Source organism: Bacteroides sp. MSK.20.82 (genome assembly GCF_019052485.1).
In the GTDB taxonomy this organism is placed as follows: Bacteria; Bacteroidota; Bacteroidia; order Bacteroidales; family Bacteroidaceae; genus Bacteroides; species Bacteroides thetaiotaomicron.
In genome coordinates, this window is the sequence record NZ_JAHQUN010000009.1 from 105,054 (window position 1) to 127,082 (window position 22,029).

At 43.2% G+C, this 22,029-nt stretch carries 9 protein-coding genes and 1 pseudogene; 2 read left to right on the forward strand and 8 right to left on the reverse strand.

What is annotated here, in order from left to right:
* Nucleotides 1–34 precede the first annotated feature (34 nt).
* On the reverse strand, nucleotides 35–3,313 hold the full coding sequence (locus KTR07_RS10975; RefSeq protein ID WP_061473738.1) for a glycoside hydrolase family 2 TIM barrel-domain containing protein: 3,279 nt from the start codon (nucleotides 3,311–3,313) through the stop codon (nucleotides 35–37).
* A gap of 354 nt (nucleotides 3,314–3,667) precedes the next feature.
* Here KTR07_RS10975 and KTR07_RS10980 point away from each other — a divergent pair, with 354 nt between their 5' ends.
* On the forward strand, nucleotides 3,668–5,167 hold the full coding sequence (locus KTR07_RS10980) for an ATP-binding protein (protein WP_061473739.1): 1,500 nt from the start codon (nucleotides 3,668–3,670) through the stop codon (nucleotides 5,165–5,167).
* On the opposite strand, the gene KTR07_RS10985 is transcribed toward KTR07_RS10980, so the two are convergent.
* The 4 genes and pseudogenes from KTR07_RS10985 to KTR07_RS11000 form a co-directional block, all read right to left on the reverse strand.
* Nucleotides 5,164–6,009 carry an AraC family transcriptional regulator gene (locus KTR07_RS10985; RefSeq protein WP_048692061.1) on the reverse strand — a complete coding sequence of 282 codons (846 nt, stop codon included), beginning with the start codon at nucleotides 6,007–6,009 and terminating at the stop codon, nucleotides 5,164–5,166. The two genes, KTR07_RS10980 and KTR07_RS10985, sit on opposite strands and share 4 nt — an antisense overlap.
* Nucleotides 6,010–6,222: 213 nt before the next feature.
* The gene (locus KTR07_RS10990; protein WP_055228946.1) at nucleotides 6,223–10,488 is read right to left on the reverse strand and encodes a malectin domain-containing carbohydrate-binding protein; all 4,266 of its coding nucleotides are present in this window, start codon (nucleotides 10,486–10,488) and stop codon (nucleotides 6,223–6,225) included.
* Between the two features lie 61 nt (nucleotides 10,489–10,549).
* Complete coding sequence (locus KTR07_RS10995; RefSeq protein ID WP_061473743.1) at nucleotides 10,550–13,249, reverse strand: hypothetical protein; 2,700 nt, start codon at nucleotides 13,247–13,249, stop codon at nucleotides 10,550–10,552.
* Between the two features lie 156 nt (nucleotides 13,250–13,405).
* A pseudogene (locus tag KTR07_RS11000) lies at nucleotides 13,406–14,167 on the reverse strand (CDGSH iron-sulfur domain-containing protein).
* A 147-nt stretch (nucleotides 14,168–14,314) separates the two neighbouring features.
* Here KTR07_RS11000 and KTR07_RS11005 point away from each other — a divergent pair.
* Complete coding sequence (locus KTR07_RS11005; RefSeq protein WP_008765791.1) at nucleotides 14,315–14,860, forward strand: GNAT family N-acetyltransferase; 546 nt, start codon at nucleotides 14,315–14,317, stop codon at nucleotides 14,858–14,860.
* A 481-nt stretch (nucleotides 14,861–15,341) separates the two neighbouring features.
* Here KTR07_RS11005 and KTR07_RS11010 read toward each other — a convergent pair whose 3' ends face one another.
* The 3 genes from KTR07_RS11010 to KTR07_RS11020 form a co-directional block, all read right to left on the reverse strand.
* Nucleotides 15,342–17,750: an ABC transporter permease gene (locus KTR07_RS11010; protein ID WP_008765792.1), complete on the reverse strand. Its 2,409-nt coding sequence runs from the start codon at nucleotides 17,748–17,750 to the stop codon at nucleotides 15,342–15,344.
* Nucleotides 17,751–17,955: 205 nt separating this feature from the next.
* Nucleotides 17,956–20,160, reverse strand: coding sequence for an amylo-alpha-1,6-glucosidase (locus KTR07_RS11015; protein ID WP_061473207.1), 2,205 nt, complete (start codon nucleotides 20,158–20,160; stop codon nucleotides 17,956–17,958).
* Between the two features lie 6 nt (nucleotides 20,161–20,166).
* On the reverse strand, nucleotides 20,167–22,026 hold the full coding sequence (locus KTR07_RS11020) for a right-handed parallel beta-helix repeat-containing protein (protein ID WP_008765794.1): 1,860 nt from the start codon (nucleotides 22,024–22,026) through the stop codon (nucleotides 20,167–20,169).
* Nucleotides 22,027–22,029 lie beyond the last annotated feature (3 nt).

The window sequence follows — 22,029 nt, forward strand, 5'->3', positions numbered from 1 at the left end:
TGTTAGTTACTATTTATTTGTATCAATTCTTATTTTACTGCTTGCTGATGCGTATATGCAGCGTATGTTCTTTTTTCTCAATAGCATACTTCTTCAGTACGCCCGGTCCGCAGCTGCTATTCCCTAATCCGAGCACGGCCGCGTCCATACTGAGAATAATTTCGGGACGTGGCTTCAGATTGCAGTCATGAGTTTCTTTATATAAATCCTGTGCAGTATAATGCAAAGCAGAGGCAGAAAATACATCTTCTACCGCGTCTACACGGATACCTTTATTCTGTTTGTCTGTCAGCGTAAAAAATTGTACTTCTTCCTTATTTCCACTATCCTGCGGACGAGGATAATGTATATACTGTTCTGCTACCGTTCCTTTCCAGAGTCCTGTTGCAGCAGATGTCTTGCGATCGGGATAATTATCCTGCGGTCCTCTGCCATACCATGTAAAGGTATTATAGGCAGGAGCCAGACAGAATGCAAGCCCCAAACGAGGCAATTCCGGAAGTACTCCTTGCGGTAAGAAAGTTGTTTTCAGATCAATGACTCCATCGGAAGAAATGGTATAGACGGATGTCGTTGTCACGTTACCTTCTTTATATAAATTAGTCGTCCGGATACGTACTATGACTGCCCCATCTGCACGTACTTCATGATCGAAAGACTCCAGACTAATCAGAGGATGGTCCATGCCATGCAGTTGCCAGTCTTTTGCCAGCCAGTTTCCGAAACTCTTGTCATTGTCTGTCGGTGCACGGAATGCTTGCGTGACAGGCTGAACCGGAAAATGATTCTGAGTCAATATTTCTTTGCCATTGTACATAAGGGAAGTTATACTTCCGACTGCTTTCTTTTCCCACTGAACCGAGAAACCGCGTCCGCTAACTGATAAAGATTTATCATCCTCTTTTACTTGCAGCGCTCCTTTATTGATCAGATCGGCAGACAACAATTCTCCTTGCTGTAAGCAGAATTGTTCCCAAGTAACTTCATGACCGGCTTTCGCCCAAAGAGCATCAGATTTCAATACGATGCTTACTTTTAGCAGACAATCAGAAAGCGTATTCGTTGAGTTGCTGTTGTTGCCTTTTCTGTTTAAAGCCTTCTTGTCCGATAAGGAACGGAAAGCTGGTAAAGTAATTGTTTCACTCTCACCCGGAGCGACTTTCGGTAATGTGATTTCTCCCTGTTCTTTCTGTTTACCATCTATTGTCAATGTCCATAAGCAGCGATACTGAGATAAGTCTATATGATGATTCCTGTTTGTAACGATCAATTGTCCATTGTTGACGGCCAACTGAACCGGTGCATATACTTTCTTTACTTCCCAATACTTCGGAGTCGTCTCACGATCACTCATCAATAGACCATTAAAGCAGAAAGCTTTCAGATTCGGCTTATCACCGAAGTCTCCGCCATACGCCACCATAATGCGGCCATCAGGCAATTCTTTATAAATTCCCTGATCTACCCAGTCCCATATGAAACCGCCCAGCATACGGGGATTGCTATATATTTCATCCCAATATTCTTTAAAGTTGCCCAACGCATTTCCCATCGAATGGGCATATTCACTTGTCATTACCGGACGGTCATCATTGGTACGTTCCGCTATTTCCAACAGTCGTTCCCAACGTGCATTTTCCGCACGTTCTTTGTCTTCTCCTTCTGCAATGCCCGGATTCAGATATTCTTGTTTCACACGGGTATAGAAACGGCTGATCACATCGACCGTCTTCGGATCAGGATTGCCATCTACTCCCTGCGCACCTTCATAATGAACGGGGCGTGTAGGATCAAAATCGTGTAACCATGCAGAAATAGCTGCAAAGTTCGGTCCGTAGCCGCTTTCATTCCCCATACTCCACATCACGATACTTGGATAGTTCTTATCACGTTCTGCCATGCGGACTGCACGGTCCATGAATGCAGCATACCAATCGGGAGTACTTGCCAGTGTCCCGCGCAGACCATGCTCTTCGATATCCGCTTCATCCATCACATAAAGCCCTAAACTATCACAGAGTTCATACCAACGGCTCACATTGGGATAATGGCTGGTACGAACGGCATTGATATTTGCCTGTTTCATCAGCAGTATATCCTGAAGCATTCTTTCTTCACTCATTACGCGTGCCGTCCGTGGATCGTGTTCATGACGATTCACACCTCTGAAGCGAACCGGATTACCGTTAATCAGTAATTGTCCTTTATTGATTTCTACAGTACGGAAACCGACCGACTGCTCCGCCTGTTCTATCACTTTTCCTTCCGCATTCTGCAAAGTCAGGTGTAATTTATAAAGATAGGGTGTCTCCGCTGTCCATCTTTCCGGTGATTTTATCATGGCTGACAGACGTCCTGTCTTACGTGGTCCACGCTGCGGATACCACTCATTCATCCGGCTTGCTTTATGCTCTAGATCCAGTATTTCTTCCACCTCTCCCTGTAACTTTACTATCTCCTTTCCACTTACGTCTTTCAACACAGCTTGCAGGGTATATCCTTTTCCGGTCATACCTCTGTATACACTAAATTGCGGATCGATCTGCAAAATAAAGTCCTTATAATTGCCGGCAGATGCAAGAAGAGTGCGTATTGTATAATCACGCATACGAACATCAGGTGTATGTATCAGATGAATACTACGATGAATGCCGCCAAAACGCCAGAAGTCCTGATCTTCGAGATAAGACCCGTCACTATAACGGTACACTTCCAATGCTATCTGATTCTCACCAGTCTTCAGATAGTCGGTGATGTTAAATTCACTTGGCTCCATACTGCCTTGGCTATACCCTACCCGTTCGCCATTTATCCAGACATAGAAAGCACTCATCACTCCTTCAAAGCGCAAAAAAGTCTGTCCGTCCGCTTCCCATCCCACAGGCAAAACGAATGTGCGCCGATACTGTCCGACCGGGTTTCGTTCTTTATAGGTTGTATAGTCAGCTTTCGGCTCTCCCATTACTCGCGGAGGATCTATCTTAAACGGATAACCTGCAGATACATAAATAGGTGTGCCATATCCGTTGACTTCCCAATTGGCAGGAACAGGAAAGTCCTTCCAGTCTTTATCATTAAAGTCTGTCTGATAGAAATCTATGATTCTTTCGCCCGGAACAGGAGTCCATCGGAACTTCCATGTTCCGTCCAAAGACATCGAACAGTCTCCTTTCTGTACGGAGAAAGGAGTAAAAGCAGCCCGTGCCGGTTCACGATTAATCTGGAGAACATGATGATTCTCCCAGTCATGCATTGTTTGTGCCTGCATCGGGCAAGCGACCAATGCGCCAAGCAGTAATGTATATATTTTCATTCGTTCTTTTTTCTTCATACCAAGAAGACGGACGAAGGGGCATTTTGTACCCCTTTCTTTTACATTAATATTGAAGAATAATAAAAGGAGAAACACTCTATGAAGGGTTGTCTTGCTTCACACGCACAGTATGAGCATACGATTGAAGATTCGGAACTAAAACTGTAATTAAAATAAGAATATCAATTATTAAAATGCAAACATCGTTTTAACGATTAAGGTCTTGCGAATTAAAATACTCCTTCAGACAGGAGTAAAAACATATATGAATATCGCATTATCTTCCGGGAAATGTTTTTCTTTGTTATACATTCATGTCATTTATCTCATGTTCTGCATTAAAAAACAAAAGAAATGGAAGAGAATAAACAAACACTTTACAATGATGAGTTACTAGATATCCTGCCTGACGGAGTTATTATATTTAATATAAATGGAGAGGTTATCCAGCTTAATCGCCAGGCTCAAACCGAACTTCATGTCCATTCATCAGCCAATGAGATGATGCCTCTTTCAACCAATGACCTATTCAAGTTATTAAATAATAAAGAAGATATTCTTTCTGTCATTTTAGAGAAGATTCGTCAGGGTGAACAAACATATTCGCTTCCGGAGCACACATTCATGCAAGAACAGATTGATTATACACAATTCCCGATCAGAGGTGATTTTGCAACGATCAAGGAAGATGGCAATCTGAAAAAGATCTTATTCTTTTTTCGTAATATCACTGTAGAACTGACACAGGAGTATATTCTGAACACAGCCTTACAAAGAACCAGGATATATCCGTGGTATTATGATATAAACCGAAGTGAGTTTACCCTCGACAACCGTTATTTCGAACATTTAGGTATTTCGGCCGGAGAAAACAACACTCTGACTATGGAAGAATACGTAAATATGATTCATCCTGACGACCGGCAAGCTATGGCCGACGCCTTTATTGTGCAACTTAGCGGCATGGAAACGTTCGATAAATCTGTCCCCTTCCGCTTGCATCGTGGAGACGGAACTTGGGAATGGTTTGAAGGCCAGTCTACTTATATTGCCAATATCTCAGGGCATCCCTATCGGTTGGTCGGTATCTGCATGAGTATTCAAGAATATAAAGACATAGAGAATACCTTAATCAAAGCACGTAAGAAAGCTGAAGAAAGTGACCGTCTCAAAATGGCTTTTCTGGCAAATATGAGCCACGAGATTCGCACACCACTAAATGCAATAGTCGGCTTCTCTGATGTAATCGGTTCCACTTATGATGAATTAAGCGAGGAAGAACGTGCCGATTTTGTGAGATTAATCAGTATCAACAGCGAACATTTAGTAAGACTGATTGATGATGTACTTGATTTATCCAAGATTGAATCAAATACCATTAAATTTACTTTTACTGACTGTTCTCTTCAATCTCTCATGATGGATATAGAGAAAGAACAAGCTATGAAACCTATATCCGAAATAGAGATCAGAGCATCATTTCCCAATGAAGATGTCTATATTAACACAGATGCTACACGTCTGAAACAAGTCGTATGTAACTTTATTAACAATGCTCGTAAATTTACCGAAAAAGGGTATATTCATTTTGGTTATGCAGTTGACCCAGTCAATGCAGACTTTGTGAATATCTTTGTGGAAGATACTGGGTCGGGGATTCCTCAAGAATGCCAAAAAGATATATTCGACCGTTTTTATAAAGTAGATACTTTTAAACAAGGAACCGGCCTGGGACTTTCTATCTGCAAAACGATTGTGGAACATTTGCAAGGAGATATTTCTGTTGAGTCTGAGATGGGCAGAGGCAGTCGTTTTACTGTTATTCTTCCATTTGAGAGACAGGCAGTAAATTAGTGCCCTCTGTATTCCTGCGGAGTGACACCGGTATGCTGCTTAAAGAATTTATTGAAGAAAGAGATATTATTGAATCCCAAAGACAAAGCGATATTCTTCACAGGTTCATTACTTGACTTTAAACGAGACTTAGCATCCATCAGAATGACGGAAGCAATGACTTCCAGCGGGGTATTCCCCGCTGCCTTTTTAATTGTTGAACAAAAATGAGGCAGACTAAGTCCTAAATGATCAGCATAAAAAGAAGCGCCATGATGAACTGTATAATACTTCATGACCAGTTGCAGGAACTCCTGATATATCTCATATTTTCTTGATTGAGTAGATAAATACCGATTGCTCTGTAGCTTATAAATTTCTGTTGCTCCCTGAATAAACATAGTAAGTACAGCCTTTACGATCTCTTTATTGGCCAATGTCTTGGCAGAAGCATACGCAAGAATCAATGACTCATAAAACATCTTATAGCTACAGGCTTGCAATGGAGACAAATTGATAACCGGATTTTCTACTATTATCGGAAGCAGATGCTGGGTGGATTTCATCAAATTTATATTTTCTATGAACTGAGATGAAAAACCTGCATAATAAAGATGAATATCAGACGAGAACTCATGAATTTCCATGAAATAATTAGGTGGCAGAGTAATTAAATCATTCTCGACAATATTATATCGTTCTCCATTAATTGTTGCCTGTATTGTTCCTTTCACACAAAGTATAAAGAATCCCGCCTCTATTTTACAATGAACATTTTTATACCCATTTAGCAAGTTAACCCCAAATCCTTCTCCCACTATATAATCAACTGTTAAATCGTACCTCGGTATATCGCTTTCCATCGTTATTTTGTTTTTGACTTCAAATATAGAAATTATTTAAAATCGATGCACGAAACAATTAAAATCCGAGTATCGAATCATAAAAAAATAACATATATATTCTATTTATAAGAAAAAGGTTTCAAAATAAGAAACGGGACGCAGAAAGCTATACAAGCTTCTTTGCATCCCGCTTTTTTACTTCTATTATGAAAGTTCAGTTTATCGGCAGAATTATTGAATATCCAGTGCATCAAAAGCCAGACCGTCCATATTTTCCGCTGAAAGTAATACTTTATAATGTCCGGCATTGATAAAAGTTCCGGTAGTGGTACTCATCATCTTCCATTTGTCCGGTGTCTCCGGGAAAGTCAGAATGTCTTCTTTGAGCACTACTCCTTTCGAATCGATGAACTTCATTAAAACAGGTATTGGTTTTCCGGTAGCATTCATATATTTAAAGCGAAGGGCATAAACCTGTGCCAGTCCGGTAGAGACATTCCATTCAATGCTGTTCCCTTTTCCTTTATCAAAGAATACTCCCGTTTGCTTGCGATGTTCTTTCTTCCGGAACTTGCCTTTCAGGGTTGCCGTTTCAGCTTCATACGCTACACTGACACGGGCATTCTTATCTTCGGGAAGCAACTCTTTCGGAGTTTTTCCCATGACTTCTTTGCCGGCCTTTTCCCAGCTCCAGTCGGATGCGGGGAATACAGTCGGTTGCAGATTCGAATCAACAGAAGCAATGGCAATACCTGAAATCAGCCCCTGTCCTGCCTTTACTTCCGGAAAGTGAATTTTCAGTATTCCACCTTTTACAGTAGCGTACACCACTTTCTTACATACTCCGTCGTGGCCACTCTCTGCCCAAATATCAAGATCATCCAATACTACCGAATCATTTACTGCCACATCGAAGATGCGCAATCCCTCGCAGTCGGTGGAGGCACTGCCTCCCGTCCCATGCCAAGGCTCTGTGAAATAGAGTTCAATCCGATATGTTCCGTCAGTTACCGGGAAATTGTACTCCAGTTGATGACGTCCAAAACGGAAGTGTTGGAACAACTTCCAGTCACGGCTTCCCCGAATCGGATCATTCGTCGTGCGCTGACTGGCAAGGTATGGATTCAATTCTTTAAAGTTCGCTGCCCATGAACGGGAATAATGGGTATTATCCTGCATCCATAACTGACCGAAACTATCTGTATAGTCGTCTCCTCCACAGTTAATACGGTACAAGTAATTATATCCGTCTTTCCCTTTCAATACAGGTTTCGTATTCTGATATAGTACGTCAAAGTGGGGAGCTTGCTCCAGTCCGTTGAGTACAATTATGTCCTCGGCGACCGGTTTCCCTTTATGATATCCTACAGCACGAAGTACATTATAACGAATATCCCGATTCTCCCACATGAAGTGGGTACCTGTTCCATTATTCTTTTTACGTCCCAGATAAGTCACTTTGTCATTGATCATGTCGTTATAAAGCAATACGGAATCACAATTGCTGTAAGCCTCGATAGTAGCCCGACGACGTCCTTTCTCGAAACGATCCGCCCAGGTATGTGATACCAGATATACCATCGGGTCCTTTGCCGCCGGCACATAGTTGGCACGATACATATAATATACATCCAGTGGTTCTTCCCACGGAGTCACCAGTCCTTTATAGTTGAACGGACCTACTTTATCTATTTTCCGGAATGCTTCATCCGGCTGGCGACGTCCGGGATTGTCGTGGCTGCTGAAAATCCATTGGAACTGTCCGCAAACACTGTCTTTGGCCTGTTCCGCCAGACGAATCTTTGTTTCCATCAACTGACACATACGACTTTCGCTCCATACTCCATTTGCTTCAAATTCGCCGGGTTCCGTATGCAGATCAATACTTCTCCATGCACCGTATTCTCCATTCAGCAACTGGTTCTTCTGCGAAAGTTCCTTTCCGTATTTCGTAACGTCTCCTCCATACGTGCCGCTCCAGTTCTGAATAACATTCCAGTCGGTTCCTTCACCACCGTTGCAGGTGGTGATGATACGCATCGTACGTGCTGTCGGGTCCATTTCGCGAATGATTTCACTGCATTCCTGTGCAAATTCACGAGGCAATGTACTTTCATTCTGTAATCCCCATATCACTACTGACGGAGAATTACGTCGTTCCTTCACCCATTGACGAAGCAGCTTTTTAAAGTTCTCTCGAAACTCCGGTGTGTCATACCATACATGGGCAGAAAGTTGTGTCCAGAACAAGACGCCTTCTTCATCCCAATATTTCTGATAATCGAGATGATGGGGCTGATGGGCATCACGGAAAGCGTTGAAGCCTGCCGCACGTATTTGTTTCACTCTCGCAGCTACCTGCTCCCGACTGAAGGCATGACTTTGCCCGAACTGATGCTCATACTCGCATACACCATTGATAAAGACAGGCTTTCCATTCAGATAGAAACGACCATCTTCGTCATTTCTCTTTACCGGCCAACTGATTGTACGGATACCGAAAGGCGTAGAGATCTCGTCCGTTGTTTTGGTATCACGCTTAATCATACTTGCCAATTTATAAAGATAGGGATTCTCCGTATCCCATAAAACTGGATTCTCTACAGGAGACTGTTGGCGAATCACCTTCATCTCTCCCGGTGCCAATGTTACTTTCTCTACCAGACGGAACACTTGTTTACCGTCCGCATTGCTCAACTTATTGACTACTTCTATTGTCTCCGTGGTCTTGCCATAGTTCTTTACTTCTGTTTCGACAAAGACATTAGCCGCCTTTTCGTCATTCCAGATGTGTACTCCGAAGGGTTCAATACGGATCTCGTCTGTTGCCTCCAGTACCACCGGACGGAATATACCTAACGGCTGAGATCCTTCGCTGAATCCCCACTCCGACGAACAACCACCACATACCCACGGCATATCGGCTATCATTTCCGGATGCTCTGCTTTTACTTCCAGACGATTCGTTCCTTGTTTCAATGCATCGGTCACATCCAGTGTCAACGTGGTACGTCCTACCGGATAGCGTCCGAAATCATGTCCGTTCACTTTAATAGTAGCATACGTACCTACCCCCTCAAAACGGAGGAAATAACGTCGCAAGAGTCGAGAGTCGGGTGTTGAGAATTGAAACTTATCAAGAATGAAGTCTTTTATATACATCGCGGTTCCGTGCAGATTGCCATGAGTCAACTGACGATATCCATAATAATCATCCCAATTGTGAGGAATATTCACAGTCTTAAAAAGGTTTTGAGGTATAGAAGAGACATCAACTCCATCTTGGCCAACAGATCTCTTCATTCCTAATTCTTCGTTCTCCATTAACCAAGTTTTCCAGCCTTCATTCAGTTCGGTAATCATCCGGCGATTCTTCGTTTCCGGCTTCGGGAAGCGAACGGCAGAGCGTCCCATCGGCTTACTTGTAGCAACAGCGATACCACGCTGTTCGGCATTGTTCACCGCACAATAGAAATGATAAACCACTCCGTCGTGTTTGATCACATAGCTTTTATGTGCAAATAATTCGTCGTAATTCTTGGAAGGAATAATCAAATCAGTTCCATGCCAGTCTGTCCAGTTGACGAGATCATAACTAGCAGCAAACGTATTAAAGGCTTTATACTTGCGTGACGGCTCAAAGGCAGAGAAATAAAACATCACGTATACGTCACCCATCTTCTGAATATGAGCATCACCGGTGATTGTTCCATCCGCTTCGTGTGCAAAGACCGGATTGCCGGGATAACGTTTCCAGGTTTTCATATCCTTGGAAAGTGCGATTCCCACCCGTTCACCTTTTAAATCAGTTTTCGGATGACGTCCTCCCGCATTGTAAAACATCACAAACGGAGCACCCAGTGTTTTGTCTTTATCCCAGTAAACGGTACTTTTATATTGAGTCAACTTTTCCCACCACTGCGCATCTTTATCATGGATGCTCAGAATCGGTTTGTCCAGAGACTCCCATTCATGAGCGGTGGAAATATCTCCTTTGGTAGATGCCAGTCCGACAAAGAGTGGTGCTTTTACAGCTTCATAACCTGTACCTTCTCCACCGATGTAAGTCATCCAGTGGCGGCCTTTGTAGGTCTGAAGTTCGTAGCTTCCACCCCACTCCATATCCGGCAGCGCGGGAAATCCTCCACGCTGATTACAATCCCATTTACCGTCCCGATAAGAAAGCACACGTCCTAAGGTACGCCAATCAAGCAGATTATCACTTTCTGCAATCCAGGTTTCGTATCCACGACCATCCGTGCCGGTTTTGCCATTATAAACGACATAAGTCATCAGCCACTTGTCTCCCTGACGAAAGACAGTAGGACAATCGATCTTATGATAATTGTCGGTCGGGGCAACAGCAAGTCCGTACTTATAGGGCGTCTTTACCTCTTCATAAATCTGCTCCATCCGTTCCTGCGTGACTTCACGTTGGGCATACAGTGAGCAGTATGCGGCAGCTATACTTAAAAATGTCAGTAATAACTTCTTCATTATACTTTTATCTATCATCTATTTATTGACTTTTTAGTCAGCCCTTTACAGCAATTGTTCATTAGTAAAACATCCAGTCCATCGTTTCTTCGTCTCCGGCAAGTCCGGCATTACGAGTTTTCACATCTGCAGCCGTAAATCCAAGGACCTGAAGGTAGCCTTTGGGCAACATCAACGTATGTTTTCCTGCCGGAAAGCTATATGCGTGTATATTTGCTAATGGCATTCCATTGATATGGATTGCATTAGTCAGTACAGGTTCCGCCTGACCGTAATCATTGGCAGATGCATCAATCTCCAGCTTCGGGGCTTTGGCATACTTCTTTTGGTCGTCTTTAAAATAAGCTACCAACAGTTTGACCGGAGCATTTGTCTCAAAGATAATGCTTGTTCCTTTTTCACGTTGTTCATTTCCATTAAAGCGGAATGCCTTCATCCCCTTCAGTTCAGGAGCTATTGCTTCTATTTTGCCCGGAAGATCCGTGAACAAGGAAGTACCTTCATTCAGTTTTACTGTCGGATAATTCGATATTAAGTTCACATCCGCAGGAGCCCAGGCAGTGATCTCTACCGTTTCAGTCACCGCATTGCCATTTTGCTTTTCTTTCAGCATGGCAAGGTTCGCCTTGAAGTTCTCCAACTCTTTTTCGTAGTGCACCAGCAGTTCTTTCCATGTCTTATTATGGCCATCGTCTCCACCGATAGGAATACGGCGCTGGGCAGTCTGCATACTGTTGGCATATAAATAATGCTCGTCTGTCAGTTCCACCAGTTTGCGGTAATGTTCCAGACTTTGTTCCATCAGAGGGATGGCTTCTTCCAAATTTTTCATGTCTTTTCCCCATTGATAGTCCAATACCAGTTTCGCAGCTTTCACTTTCAGATTAAACGCATAGGCAAACTCACGGTAACAATGCATATCATTCTGCAAACGTGCGAATTCTTCTTTGTTGGAGGAGATGGAACCGGCTGCCTTGTCAATCGCTGCTATTGCCTTATCACCGTGTTCAATCACCTGAGCGACAATATCCAGCGGCATCTCACCTACATGAGGCTGATTCTTCCATTCTTTCTCTACAAATTCGATCAGCTTTTCGCCTTCCGGTCCGCAGCTTTCATAGAATCCCGGATAGATGGTATATTTGTACGGATTGACAAGCTGGCTCATAAACATCCCCAACAATAACGTCTGACGGTTTCCTTCCGTGATACCAAAACGGCGTAATAACTTCGGAGCAATTTCTCCGCTTTCTTCATAAGCAATGCGAATATTGCCTGCATTCTCGTCGGATGTTCCGTAGAACTGTCCCAGTTGATGATTCCAGTAACCGATCTCATCGGCACGATCCCGATGGCTGTTCCATGCATAACGTCCCCAGGTCTGATACCAGATCCAGTCGCGGTCCAGTTGAAATTCCCGTTCGCCATTTGGCAGTTTGTCGGCTGTATACGGCCAATCCCAGTACGAAGCCTGCGGATAAAGATGCAGTGCATTGGCACCGTGCACGTTGTGCATCGCTTGTACCGCCTTCTGTACGAAGTCCGGAGAGCCCCAACGGAACGGTTCCAGATTTGCCAGGATATGTACATTACTGATATGAATAGATCCTAAAGAGCTCAAATCCGTATGAATCTTCGACCAGGGGCCACGAGGCTCGTAAGTTGTCAGTGATTCGCCATTATACTTATGCATCGTATAAAGATTCTTATATATCGGCAATGCCGCATCCATTACCAGTTTGCAGTCTGTATCGTGTGCGCGCAGCAAAAGAGGCGGTTCGTCGGTACGTCCCAATGCCTGTAATCCGTCTTTTACACCCGGAATGATGGTCTTTGTGAACCATTCCACATCATCTTCTACCGTACACATGGCTTCACCCAAACAAACCAGCAGTCCCACATTCGGATATTTCTCTATAAATGCAGCAATACTTTTACGGGTATAGTCTGCAATCAGAGGAGTAATGGGACGGTTACGGTCCTGCGTTTTCAGTCCATAATGCTCTGCAAATGGTTTGGAAAGGATGATATTGTAGAACATCTGTATCACGAAGATACCACGTTTGTCCGCTTCTTCCGTAAGGAAAGAAAACATCTCTTCATTCTTCTTGAACGTCTCTTCGTCTACTTCCAGCGCAAACGGATAATCTTCCAGTTTGACTAACGATGCAAACGGATGACCATTCCAGAGATACAAGGAATTCATGCGGTTGGCTACCAGCATATCGAGGTATTTAATCCATTGTTCCTTATCATAAAACCAAGGGAAACTTTCCGGAGTATACGGATACTCATACACACCGTGTCCCGGCAGGTAAGTCATCTTCTGCAGACCGACACAAGCGCCGCGGAGCACCATTTCCGGACCATCTTTCAACTCTTCCGGAAAGTCAAGCTTGCCATCAGAGTCGTTCACACGGTCTATCAGTTCGCGACTTCCGTAGATCACTCCGCTTCCGTCTCTGCCGCATACTCTTGTCAGATTACCGGCAGTCGTAATATGAAAGCCTTCTTTCTTAAGCGTCGTATCATTCACTTCCGTCAGCAGAATCGTCTTTATTTCAGGATCGGAGAATGTGGTATCCCCTTGTTGCATCATTACCTGATAACCGGCTTTATCCAGGGTAGACTGTAACTGTTCCGCACTGAACAGAACGCGGTTTGACGCATCCGGCGGAGTCATTATTTTCACGGTTTGCTTACCACACGCAGCTAAGAAAAGGGTGCATGCCGCAAACATGAACAATTTGGTATTTTTCATTCTTCTGATGTATATTATAAAATGTATAGTTTCATTCTTTTATAAAAAGAAGACGAAATAACTCCCTGTTTGTACTCAATTTGCCCATGTTTCCACTTCTTAAAACCGTCATAAAAGAACGAAGCCAGCTATATTTCTATAACTGGCTTCGTTCTTTTACCATTCTCCTTTTCCTTTTTCCAATGGAATGCCATCACAAAAATGCATACTGGCATGAGTTCCGTCACAGAAAGGTTTATTCGATGACTGTCCGCAACGGCACAATGTCACCCTGTTTCTCACTTCATAGCTTTTGCCATCTGCTCCTTCAATCCGAATGCCGCCTTTTACCCAGATAGGTCCGCTGACTTTGATACCGGGATCTTCTATAATTCCGATAGATGGCTTAAATGGCGGTTCGAAGACTTTCTCCGTATCTTTATCCCACACAACTAATCTTCCCGATGGACAATGTCCCGCTTCCCGACGAACCAGTTCCCGTTCTTCTTCGCTCTCTGCTTTCTCCACCAGATTCCATATCCGTCCACGAGCATCGCAGAAACGTGCGAAAGCGCAATATCTCTCATTATCGGCCAGCATCATGGTAGGACCATCTATTTCCTCAGCATCTTGCAACAAAGGACGATGAGGAGCTGTTTCTCTCGGGTCCCAGTCAGCGTGCTTATGCGATCCGTCGCAGAATGGTTTATGTTTGGAATGCCCACATCTACACAGATGAACCGGATTCTCTGAAGTTTCAAAATGTTTCCCTTTCTGATACACTCAAGAAGAACCTTCTGCATTCGGTAATATAATCTCTTGGTCAATGGGCGGATTGCCATACACAAAATATGGACCGTCAGCTGTAATTTTGATGTAAAATTGTTCAGGTGCTTCTCTACTACCCTCCTCGATTGGGAAATTTTCTTTTTTAGTCATAATGATACGTATTAAAGTGTTCATTTATTTATGTCAGCCATATTTATAAAACAGATGGCAATTGCAAAAAGTTCCGGTTCTGCAATACAATATCTCAACTTTTCGAACTAAAAAGTATATCTTTGTACCTCATTTATCATTATTATTATGCAGACTTACATAGAAACATCCCGTTTAATTCTCCGCGATTGGAAGGAAGAAGATATTCCGGCTTTTGCCCGCATGAACGCCGATCCTCATGTTATGGAATTTTTTCTCCATCCGCTGACTCCGGAAGAATCACTTGCTTTTTATCACCGTATCCAAAATGAGTTTCAGACCTGTGGCTTTGGCTTGTATGCTGTAGAACGTAAAGAAGATCATGCTTTTATGGGATATACCGGACTGCATCAGATCACATTTGACGTTGATTTTGCTCCGGGTATAGAAATCGGCTGGCGATTGGCGCACGAATATTGGGGACGTGGTTATGCTCCGGAAGCAGCAACCGCTTGTTTGGAGTATGCTCGTGAGAGTTTAGATATCAAAGAATTGTTCTCGTTTACTTCTCTTCCCAACCAACGCTCGGAAAGGGTGATGCAGAAAATAGGGATGGAACGGGTTAGAGAATTTGGTCATCCGCTTGTTCCTGCTGAGTATCCGTTACATAGACACGTGTTGTATCACATAGATTTAAGAAAGCATTCATCGTAAGGTATTCAGTGCAATGACATAAAAAGAGAAAGGGAGTATTGTAGCGATAATTTATCAATTCGCTTAGAAGATACAGAACTTTTCAAAATCAGCACCAACATCTATACGAAATACATTGACTAATGATACAGTAACTTCCAGTCATTTATTAATAAATTCTTTCATCGTTTATTATAAACGTCCTCCAAGTTTATTATAAACTCTAATTTCGATCTTGCTGCAAGGAATATCAATTTTAAGCAACAAAAAGGGCTGCAATTCCCATAAAGAATCGCAGCCCTTAGCTTGTGTCAGACTATCCAACAAGCATTACCCGGAGTGGGAATGCCTGCAAACTGTTATTATATTATACTTATTATTGCTCATTTTTCGTCTATATTATCAATGTTATCGAATTTACTTCCGGTTTTCACTTACAAAGATACAACATTAAAAGTGGTTTGTCAAGTCCTCCATGCTTCTTTCATACATCCATTCAGATTTATTCCGTCTTTATAATCTCCGCAGGATTAATTCGTGCCGCCTTATTCACTTGCCAGAACAATGTACCTGCGGAAATAGCTACGACAACCAACAAAGCTATCACAAAGATAGAAATGCTTACCGGAGTTTTGACCACAAAATCTGATGTATATATGTATATCAGATAGTATGATAATGGCATCGTGAGTAATGTTGCACCGCCTATAATCCATATATATTTGCGGAACAGGATGGAATAAAGATTCCTGAGCCGGGCACCATTCACTTTCCGGATGGCTACTTCCCGATATCGCTGGCGGATATCAAATAACGAAAGACCAAATAATCCCAAAGCGGAAACAAATATAGAGATAGTGGCAAAAAGGGTGAAGACAGTTACAATGCGGCGGTCGTCTTGATACAGTGCCCTAATATCATCTTTTAGCCAACGATAATCGAACTCATTAGAGTTATAGATGTCTTCCCTGCATTTCTTAAGATAATCAACTAATTGTTTTTCTTTTCCCGGCACACAGGATATTTGACACTGGGCATTAATTCCTGCGCTGGATATCATATATATAATCGGCTTTTTACCAGCAGTCAAATGTCCAGAGTAATAATCTTCAATAATAGCCTGTACAGGCATCAATGACAATCCACCTTCTACTATTTTACCATTAGATATAGAACTCCAAAGTGAACTTTCACCTTTGACGAATGCATCTTCCCGACGGGTATAACCAAAAGCTTTTAATGCCGCTTTGTTCATAGCTACCAGATAATCGGCATGCCCATTTACTTCATCGGGCAATGAACCATCAACTATATGCAATCCATATAACTTAAAGAAATCCACTGTTACCCACATCATTGCCATATTTAACTTTCCTCCCTTATCATTTATCATACTTGACATGCTACCAGCCGATAAAATGCCTTCGCGACCAGTATCTCCGGCAAACCAGTGTTCAATATATGGGCATTCATTCAGCTTCTGTTCCATAACTTCTCTGTCATGCCACCGCTTATTTTGTATTTCCTGACTATCCTCCCACCATTGGTTAGGAAGCTTTGGCATCAGATCAGCATATAAGATTCCTTCGGTTCTGAAACCCGGAGGCGTATTCAGCAGGAAATGAAGATGATTACTAAAATACAACGATAAGATGATCAGTAAAAGAGTGATACTATATTGCACAAATAAGAAAAGGGTGCGTGTTTTCACTGACTGACGTGAAGTACCAATCGTACTTATAGACACGACCGGAGGCAAATAATTGTATTTAAGATAAGGATAAATCGTTGTCAGCAGTGGCAACAATATAAATATTGCCAAAGAGAGCTGCCAATCGAAAGCTGTATACATAACGTTGCTTTCCAGCAAACGATTGGCATATCCTGAAAACATCTCTATAAAGAACCATGCGAAAAATAAAGCGATGAGTACCATCAAGACATTCTCTGTCCATAACTGAAAAAAAAGTGTACGACCTCTCATGCCAAATACTTTCCTGATGCCATACTCCTTGGAACGCTTTAGCATAAAAACCAAATAGATATTGACGAAATTGAGAATACCTGCCAAAAGGAGCAACAGGCATACACAGGACAGTACCCATAAATGAAATCGACTGCTGTAATGCCACATTTCCGGTGCATCGGCTTTTGCTGCTAATATCTTATTCCAATAAAGTTCACTGACAGGAATAAAATCATAACGTATACGGTAACCGCCATCAGCTTGACGGTAAATATTGCTAATAGCGTTAATGGCATCTACATCCACTCCCGGCATAAAACGGATAAGTTCAACCAGCATCTTTCCCCATCCTCTTTCTCCATTCTTGAGTTCGAGGTTTAAAACGATGTCAAATGTCAACGAAGATTTACATGTCGGTTCATCCAATACACCACAGACAGTGAGAAGATGACCACCGGAATAACTTAGTTTTTCTCCAATTGGATTTTCCTTTCCAAATACACGCTCGGCAAACTGGCGGGTAACAAGTACATCATTGGGAGCTTTCATTGGTGTACCACTGAGGGGATACGTGAAGAAATGAAAGAAAGCGGTATCTGCCGCTAATAATTGTACGGTATACGGCTTACCATTTATGGCAACATTATCATTGCTGAAAGTTACAAAACGGGCCTTTTCCTTCACAGCTTCCGGAGAATAGAAAACTGTATCTGCTCCACTATATCCATCTGATACACTACCTGCAAATACATTCCCATCAATATCCCGAAGCGGTATATATACATTCTCAGCATCTATGCAATGAGTATTTACTCGTGTCTCCTGATGAATATAACGTACCAGTATGATTGTACACGCCAGACTTAATGACAAGCCGACAATATTAATGACTGTATATGATTTGGAGCGCACAAGGAAACGCCATGCATACTTTAGTGTTTTCATTATATTCTGTTGTTTGCAGAAGAATACTTCAAATCCTATGCCAAAATATAAAGCGTTATATACTAGCGATTTGGATTTATCAGCATATATTCTATTTGTGCATATACGCACAAAAAGAGTGCGATAATGCACGGATAGAAAGACCTCCGGCCTATTGCCGCTATAGCAATACAACCGAAGGCCTTATTTCAATCTGAATCTCTGACTACAAACGATAGGTAACAATCCTTTCTTCCGGAGAATCAATCCAAAGGCGCCATACACCTTCCGAAACCTTCTCCACTGTTCCCATATTGGCTTTTGGCTGACGGCGACTCTGGATGGTCAGATAACCTTTTCCTTCCGTGGCTTTCACTTTAATGGTTTTATTATCCATGTAGACATGAATGTCTCCGTTCGGAGTAGGTACGGTACCTTCCATCCATTTCAAACCTCCCAATACCGGACTGACAGCAAACTCTTTATAACCCTCTTTCGTTGGTTTGACTCCCAAATAGTATTTACCCAGCAGATAAATAGGACTTGCTCCCCAAGCGTGGCACAAGCTCTTTCCGTATGGGCGGCCATACATGGCAAGATGCTGTGTTCCGCTTTCCTCCGGATTATATTTCTCCCAAAAAGAGGTTGCTCCTGCTTTCAACATTCCACCCCAGTAAGCTTTCATTTCTTTCATTACAGTCTCCTGCTCACCAAGAGCACAAAAGGCTTCCAGTTCGTAAAAACGCATATAAGGCGTTGTTATTTTCAGAATCTCATCATTCAGGAGAACGGACTGTTTAATGGCCTGCTGCTTATCCGCATTCAGATAATCAAAGAAAACAGAGAACATATTAGCGTATCGGGTTACGGCATCACTCTGACGTCCATCCACACAATTGTGCACAAATGCCTGTTTCTGATTATTCCAGAAAGTCGGCTCTAATTTTGCTTTTAACGCAGAAGCTAACTTCTCATATTTTTGTTGTCCGTCCTTATCTCCGACTAAATCTGCACAAAGTGCCATCGTCTCCAGACTCCGGCAAAACAAAACCTGTTCGAAAGAAAGTTCTCCCTTTTTGTCTAAATAGCCATCTGCCCAGTCCACAAATACCCAGTCGCCGGACATTCCTACCACCATACCATTCTTATTCGTACGTCCCAATACATAATCCATCATTGTTTGCATACGTGGATATAGCTGGTTGACGAAATGCCGGTCACCGCTATACATATAATAGTCATATACACTTAAGAACCAGTAGAAAGTGTAATCCATAATGGTGTTGCTATGGCTGGTCACCGGATCTTTTCCACGAAGTAGCCAGATGGTACGCTTCACGGACTCACTGTCAAAGAACAGATAATAATTCATCAGATAACTTTGGATGGCATCGCCACTCCATACCCAACGGTCGCGCTTGATACCGTCTATAAAAAACTCGCGTGTAGTAAGATGCATCGTGTATGCTCCCACCTCCCAGATACGGTTCAGTTCCTCGTCGTTACAACGGAAGTTACCACGATATTCTTCGGGAAGATATTCATATTGCATAGATACTTCACCAATTTGTACTTCCGGTTCGTGAGTGATGTATACATAGCGGAATGCTTTGCTGTTCTCCAGTGTATATTCATTATCAGAATGATGCAAAGGAGATGTGCTGCGAATAGCGAGGTCAGTGATCTGTCCAGGCTCCAGCAGGAGTTTATCTAATGTTTCGCAATATGCTTTGTCTTTCGCCTCTTCCGGACTTTCACCATAATAGAGGTCAATCTTTCCTTTGCCCGAAAGATTCTTTAATGTGATAAATCCGAAAGTTTCTTTTCCAAAATCATAAAGTATGCCTCCTTCCGGCTGTTCTGTTTTAGCGACAGGTTGCTGAGGTTCACGCATCAGGCTGAATTGGGAAGGACGCTGAGTGGCATCGTCAAAGTTCCAGCATCCGGCATCCATATAGATGGTGGCAGATGTGTCACTAGCCTTACCGCTTTCATCGATCCATTCCTTATCTTCATAAGTTACCCGCCAGGACGAATCAGAGTTTACCGTCTTTCCTTTCACATAAATAGTGGGAGGCGTTGCCTGATTCCATACTTTAATATTCAGGCTATGTTTTCCTGCCGGAAGCAGCAAGGTTTCAGGCATTCCGAACTGAAGTTTCCCGTCCAGCTTCACATTATATGTTCCCTCGGCAGCAATAAACACTTCTTCCGGTTCGGAAAGATTCAATACTTTGCTGAACTCTACGACTACATAATGACTGTCTGTTTTCCAAAAAGGAGGAAAAAAAGCACCACGTTCCGTACGTCGGTTGTTCATCTGGTTGCCCAGCCAGATTTCATAGTCCCCCGGATACCATATCCAAGTTTGGGCAAAGGTGCTGCTTGCCAATGACAAGGCACCCAGAAGTATCATGCATTTCTTTTTCATTTTTTCTTATTTCTTCAAGTCCCTATATTCGGCTTCCAATCCTGCACGTTCACGAATGACTGTATCTACCTGCGGACCATTGTTCTCCCATACATTTCCGGGACCGTTCGCATTTTGCAGATACTTCTCCCCTTCCGTCCAGTTATCGCGTACAGTGATAAAAGAAGAGCCTTCGTCCGTATAGAGATAAAACCAATGATTGGGATCGTGTACGTAACCTGGCTTATAAATGCTATGTACGCAATTCTCAGTTACATAACTTTTCGGCTGCGAGCCCAGTGTATAAATTCCGGCTACGTCGTACATATGCTTTGCATAGTGATGAATCAGATTTGCGTGCACTCTGTTGTTACGCATACAGTTCACTGTCTGCGTCCAGCCCCAGCCAAGGCTGATGCCGCTATAAGGAACTTCGCAGATTTCATTGTGTTCTATATTAATATCTTTCACATAGCCCGCAAGGATTGCAAGACATCCCCAATCTTCGTTACCCACTTCGGTAAAGTAGCAATTACTGATTTGTTGATGCGCGCATACTTCCCGAAGGTCGGCAGGGTCGTAAGGCAAATGTGTTTCATGGGCAGCCGGAGAGAAACTGCCGACCACCAGTCCGTTCCCCGCAATATCACGGAAAAGACAGCCACGAACGACACCGCCCTGCACGGCTTCTTCATAATCCAGCCCGGTTGAGCCTAAATGCTCGAACCGACAGCGCTCAAAGTCGATCTGATTGGCAGTAGCCACGCTTACAGCTGCGGCAGGACGTCCCAGCCATCCTTGATTATCCAAGGGATGATTCAGATAGTCCCGTTCCATTTTCGGGTCAATACGATAACCGTCTGTCAGATACATTCCTGCCTGAAGAGGAACATGGCCTTTCTCAGACGGACGCATCCAAGTCGTATGAGAGAACGTGATTTTCTCAAAACGGATATGTGAAACAGGACGGTCGATGGTCCCTTTTACTTGTACCAATGTCTCTATGGCCGGCACTATCACTTCCGTGCCGGCATCCTGCATCTTCTCTCCTTCCCGAGGATAATAATAGACCTTACGGGCATCTATGTCGTGATACCATTCTCCCGCTACATCCAATAGTTCACGGGCATTCGTCAGATAAAAAGCAGAATTATGCCCATCTGTCGTTACCATCGGACGCGGCCAGGGATGCTCAAACTGAATCCGACTCTCCGGCTGATGAAAACGTATTGCGGCACTGTCTCCAGCCAGTTCGACAGAACGAATACGAAGATTGGCCACACACCACATTTGATGCAATACTATCTCTGCATATTTGGCCTTCAAAGCCCCTTTTCCGTCTACCAGTCTGCGTATGGCAACCGCAGGAACATAAAGAATCTCATTCTTTTCGTCCACACTGCAAATGCGGTTCATCTTCTCAAAATCCTCTACATCACGGGCACGGACAGCTTTCTTCCCATTCACCCATAACTGACGGAAATCCAATGGCCGCCCGTTGAACATGGGCACATCCGCTACCCAAAGTTTTCCCTGCTTCTTCCATCCACCGATCCGGATGCCGCCACTCAATACCACTTTTTCATCAGCTACCGGACGGATCACCGTGGGAGAATCCTCCGTCCCGCTGTCTTCCGGACGAATAAACACCGGTTCATAGAGTGCATATGTACCGCCTTCCATGCAGATCGTAATTCCTCCCCGCCCCCGTTCATCATCTGTCCGGCGCCATTCGCGTGCCTGACGCAAAGCAGAAGTCAACGTCGCTTTCGGAGATGGACGTGTGCCGTCATTGAAATCATTCCCCTGCGGCGAAATCCAAATTTCGCCTGCTGACAGCAGATGTGCACCCAACAGGCATATAGTTGTTACTAATAACTTTTTCATTTT

Excerpts from the sequence above, each read along its gene's own strand:
- KTR07_RS11020 (WP_008765794.1), bottom strand. The coding sequence starts at position 22,026 with ATGAAAAAGTTATTAGTAACAACTATATGCCTGTTGGGTGCACATCTG.
- KTR07_RS10980 (WP_061473739.1), top strand. The coding sequence starts at position 3,668 with ATGGAAGAGAATAAACAAACACTTTACAATGATGAGTTACTAGATATC.
- KTR07_RS10975 (WP_061473738.1), bottom strand. The coding sequence starts at position 3,313 with ATGAAAATATATACATTACTGCTTGGCGCATTGGTCGCTTGCCCGATG.
- KTR07_RS10990 (WP_055228946.1), bottom strand. The coding sequence starts at position 10,488 with ATGAAGAAGTTATTACTGACATTTTTAAGTATAGCTGCCGCATACTGC.
- KTR07_RS11005 (WP_008765791.1), top strand. The coding sequence starts at position 14,315 with ATGCAGACTTACATAGAAACATCCCGTTTAATTCTCCGCGATTGGAAG.
- KTR07_RS11015 (WP_061473207.1), bottom strand. The coding sequence starts at position 20,160 with ATGAAAAAGAAATGCATGATACTTCTGGGTGCCTTGTCATTGGCAAGC.
- KTR07_RS11010 (WP_008765792.1), bottom strand. The coding sequence starts at position 17,750 with ATGAAAACACTAAAGTATGCATGGCGTTTCCTTGTGCGCTCCAAATCA.
- KTR07_RS10995 (WP_061473743.1), bottom strand. The coding sequence starts at position 13,249 with ATGAAAAATACCAAATTGTTCATGTTTGCGGCATGCACCCTTTTCTTA.
- KTR07_RS10985 (WP_048692061.1), bottom strand. The coding sequence starts at position 6,009 with ATGGAAAGCGATATACCGAGGTACGATTTAACAGTTGATTATATAGTG.